General features: G+C 55.4%; 4 protein-coding genes. 3 read left to right on the top strand and 1 reads right to left on the bottom strand.

The annotated features are described in order from the left end of the window. From INT22_RS00855 to INT22_RS00845, 3 genes are all read left to right on the top strand, one after another. The coding region (locus INT22_RS00855) for an FAD-dependent oxidoreductase (protein ID WP_193067501.1) at positions 1–982 on the top strand (982 nt) is incomplete at its 5' end. Beyond that, the gene (gene preA / locus INT22_RS00850; protein WP_226912308.1) at positions 979–2,313 is read left to right on the top strand and encodes an NAD-dependent dihydropyrimidine dehydrogenase subunit PreA; all 1,335 of its coding nucleotides are present in this window, start codon (positions 979–981) and stop codon (positions 2,311–2,313) included. The genes INT22_RS00855 and preA, both read left to right, overlap by 4 nt. 177 nt (positions 2,314–2,490) lie before the next feature. Next, positions 2,491–3,351, top strand: coding sequence for an ABC transporter substrate-binding protein (locus INT22_RS00845; RefSeq protein WP_193060052.1), 861 nt, complete (start codon positions 2,491–2,493; stop codon positions 3,349–3,351). Here the strand turns inward: INT22_RS00845 and INT22_RS20135 are convergent. Then, positions 3,348–3,947: efflux RND transporter permease subunit (locus tag INT22_RS20135; RefSeq protein ID WP_226912307.1), on the bottom strand; the 600-nt coding region annotated here is incomplete at its 5' end. The genes INT22_RS00845 and INT22_RS20135 overlap by 4 nt on opposite strands.

The raw sequence follows: 3,947 nt of genomic DNA, 5'->3' as shown, positions 1-3,947 counted from the left end.
AAGCCACCCGTTCAAGCGGGCGGCTAACAGCGGCCGCCATATCGCCGTGGTAGGCGCGGGGCCCGCCGGCCTTTCCTGTGCCCATCGCTTGGCGATGCTAGGCCATCAAGTGACCATTTTTGAGGCCGAACAAAAACCAGGCGGGCTGAATGAGTACGGTATCGCCCGCTATAAGATGACCGATGATTTCGCCCGTAAAGAAGTGGAGTTTCTACTAGAAATAGGCGGCATTGCGCTTCAGTACGGCCAGCGCCTCGGTGATAATTTGTCGCTTGCGGCGCTGCACCAGCAGTTTGATAGCGTTTTCCTCGGTTTAGGTCTTGGTGCCAGCCGTGCCCTAGGGCTCACTGGAGATGATGCTCCCGGCTTGATGCCCGCCGTTGACTACATTAAAACCCTGCGCCAAACCAAAGACCTAGAGAGCTTACCTGTCGCCAAGCGCTGCATTGTGATCGGCGCAGGCAATACCGCCATTGATATGGCGACTCAAATGGCCCGGCTTGGCGCAACAGAGGTAACACTGGTCTACCGCCGCGGCACAGAGGCGATGTCTGCTACCGATCATGAGCAAGAAATTGCCAAAGCTAACGGCGTACGCATGGTGACGTGGGCCCAGCCAGACGAAATTTTATTGGATGACCAAGGGTGCGTGGCGGGTATGCGTTTTGCCAAGACCCACGATCAGGCTGGTCAGTTAACACCCACTGGTGAAACATTCGACCTTGCCGCCGATGCCATCTTCAAGGCGATTGGCCAAGGCTTTGATAGCGCTAGCCTGACGGATGAAGCCGCCAGAGAGCTTGCCCGCGACGGCGAACGTATCCAAGTTGATGCATTCTTCCGCACCTCAATGCCCAATGTTTACGCGGGTGGCGACTGCGTCAACTCCGGCCAAGATCTCACCGTTCAAGCCGTTCAACACGGCAAACTGGCTGCCCATGCCATTCACCAAGCGCTTGCCGCCAAGCAGGAGGCCGCATGAACACACTTCCTTTCACACCACCGGGTAACAAAAACAGCGGCGATAGCGTGGTGAACGGCATTGACCTGTCGGTGAACTTTGCGGGCATCAAAGCCCCGAACCCGTTCTGGCTAGCCTCTGCCCCCCCCACCGATAAAGCCTATAACGTAGTACGCGCCTATGACGCGGGTTGGGGCGGCGTCGTCTGGAAAACCCTTGGCGAAGAGCCACCTGCGGTGAACGTCTCTTCACGTTACTCTGCTCACTATGGCAAAAACCGCGAGGTGATCGGCTTCAACAATATCGAGCTCATTACCGATCGCTCGTTGGAGATCAATCTTCAAGAAATTACCCAGGTGAAAAAAGACTGGCCCGACCGAGCGCTGATTGTCTCTATCATGGTGCCCTGTAATGAAGAAGCCTGGGCCTATATTTTGCCACTCGTGGAAGCAACGGGCGCAGATGGCATCGAGCTCAACCTAGGCTGCCCTCATGGCATGCCGGAACGCGGTATGGGGGCGGCGGTCGGCCAAAATCCCGATCTGATCGAAAAAGTTGCCTACTGGTGTAAGAAGCACTACTCCAAACCGGTGATTGTAAAACTCACCCCCAACATTACCGATATTCGAGTGGGTGCCCAGGCCGCGCTACGGGGTGGCGCCGATGCGGTATCGCTGATCAACACCATCAACTCGATCACCAGTATCGACCTGGACAATATGGTCGCCAAACCCACGGTAGGCCACCAGAGTACCCACGGTGGCTACTGCGGCAGCGCCGTGAAGCCTATCGCGATGAATATGGTGGCAGAGATTGCCCGCGACCCGGCAACGCCAACGCTGCCGATTTCCGGTATCGGCGGTATTTCCACCTGGCGGGATGCGGCAGAATTTATCACCCTGGGAGCAGGCAGCGTGCAGGTATGTACCGCTGCAATGCTCAACGGTTTTCGCATTGTAGAAGAGATGAAGGATGGCCTTTCACGCTGGATGGCAGAAAAAGGCTACGACTCTATTGAATCGTTCTCGCGCAAAGCCGTGCCACAAACCACCGACTGGAAACATCTGGACATCAACTTTAAAACCATTGCCAAGATTGATCAGGACCTGTGCATTGAGTGCGGTCGCTGCTATATCGCTTGCGAGGATACCTCCCACCAATCGATTGCCAAGCTCACCGAGCAAGATGGCGCACGCCGTTACGAGGTAATCGAAGACGAGTGCGTTGGCTGTAACTTATGCCAAATCACCTGCCCAGTGGAGAATTGCATCACCATGGTGCCTCAAGAAACCGGCAAACCATTCCTAGCCTGGGACAACGACCCTCGCAACCCCTTCCGTGTCGCTTCATAAACTTGTCCTATAAACGCCTCATCACAACCTAGTCTTCATAGCACCGCCCTCCTCTGTGAGGGCGGTCACGCTTTGCGCAACAGCTTGTTCCGCTATAAGAAGGCGACATAGCGTCTCTTCCCTTGAGACTATGAGAAACTATCGCATATAAAATATTTTCTCATAAAAGGAACTACGATGAAGCCTACCTTGTTCGCTACTACATTCGCCACAGCCGTGCTGTTTTCAGCCGTTAGCGCAAGCGCCCATGCCGAGCAGCGCCTCGCCACCTTCGACTTAGGCAGTCTAGATACGTTAGATGCGCTGGGCTTAAGCGAGCAGGTGGTTGGCGTCCCCAAGCAGAGCCTGCCCGCCTACCTAGAGCAATACGCTAGCGACCGTTATAGCGATATTGGTGGCCTACGCTCACCGGACATGAAGGCCATCAGCGCTAGCGAACCTAGCCTGATTCTTTACACTGGCCGCCAGGGCGATTGGGAAGAAGAGCTTGGCGATATTGCACCGCTACTTAACACCAGTTTGCAAGGCGATAACTATCTCGCCGCTTTTGACGACAACGTGCGTGAGCTAGCCAGCCAATTAGGGGCGGAAAGTGAAGCTGACGGGGCACTTGCAACGCTCCATACAGAGATTGATGCGCTACGCGAAGCACTCAGCAATGCCCCCAGGACACTGGTCGTCACTCACAACGGCGGCAACCTGATGCTTAACCAACATCCCGTCGTTCACGATGTGCTAGGCGTGGAAGCGCTCAACATGCCGGAGAGTGTGACCTCAGAAACCCGTGGTGAACGCACCTTTACACCGCTTTCTGCTGATGCCATTGCCGACATCAAACCAGACGTTGTGCTGGTCATTGATCGCAGCGCCGCCATTGGCGATGAACCTGCGGATGCCGACCAACTGCGCCAAACACTAGCCGAGGCAGGTACTACCCCCCAGCTAGTGATGCTAACCCCGGCTCTGTGGTACCTCTCCGGTGGCGGCCTACAAAGCTTAGCGCTACAAGTTGAAGAGGTCGCTGCTGCGCTGAATTAAGTGCTCGATGAATCCTCATGAATCTTGATCTGGTAAAGCACGCAATAGATCACCGGTAGCACGATAAGGGTGAGCAGCGTGGCAACACCAAGCCCACCAATCAGCGCGACCGCCATGCTGGCGAAGAATGCATCACTAATCAGCGGTATCAGCCCCAGCATGGTGGTTAGCGCAGCCATTGAAACGGGTCGCACGCGGCTAATGGCGGCGCGCACCACGGCGTGATAGCGATCTTTGTGCAACGGCAGTTGCACATTGATCTCTTCTACCAGAACAATGGCATTCTTGATCACCATCCCAATCAAACTCAGCGTGCCCAGCAGCGCCATAAACGAGAAAGGCAGCCCGGTTAGCAGTAACGCGGCCACTACGCCGACAATGGTCAACGGCACCAAAAACCAGATCGCCAGCGGCTGACGGAAATTGTTAAACAACACCACCGTGATAATAAACATCATCACCAAGCCAAGTGGCAACGATGCAAACAGGCCGCTCTGGGCTTCACCGGCGGTCTCAAATTCACCGCCCCACTCAAGCCGATAACCGGGTGGCAATTCAAGCGCTTCTACTTGAGGCCGGACCTGAGCCAATACGCT

Source organism: Halomonas sp. 3D7M, from assembly GCF_014897885.1.
GTDB lineage: Bacteria > Pseudomonadota > Gammaproteobacteria > Pseudomonadales > Halomonadaceae > Vreelandella.
This window is presented reverse-complemented; position numbering and strand designations above follow the sequence as displayed.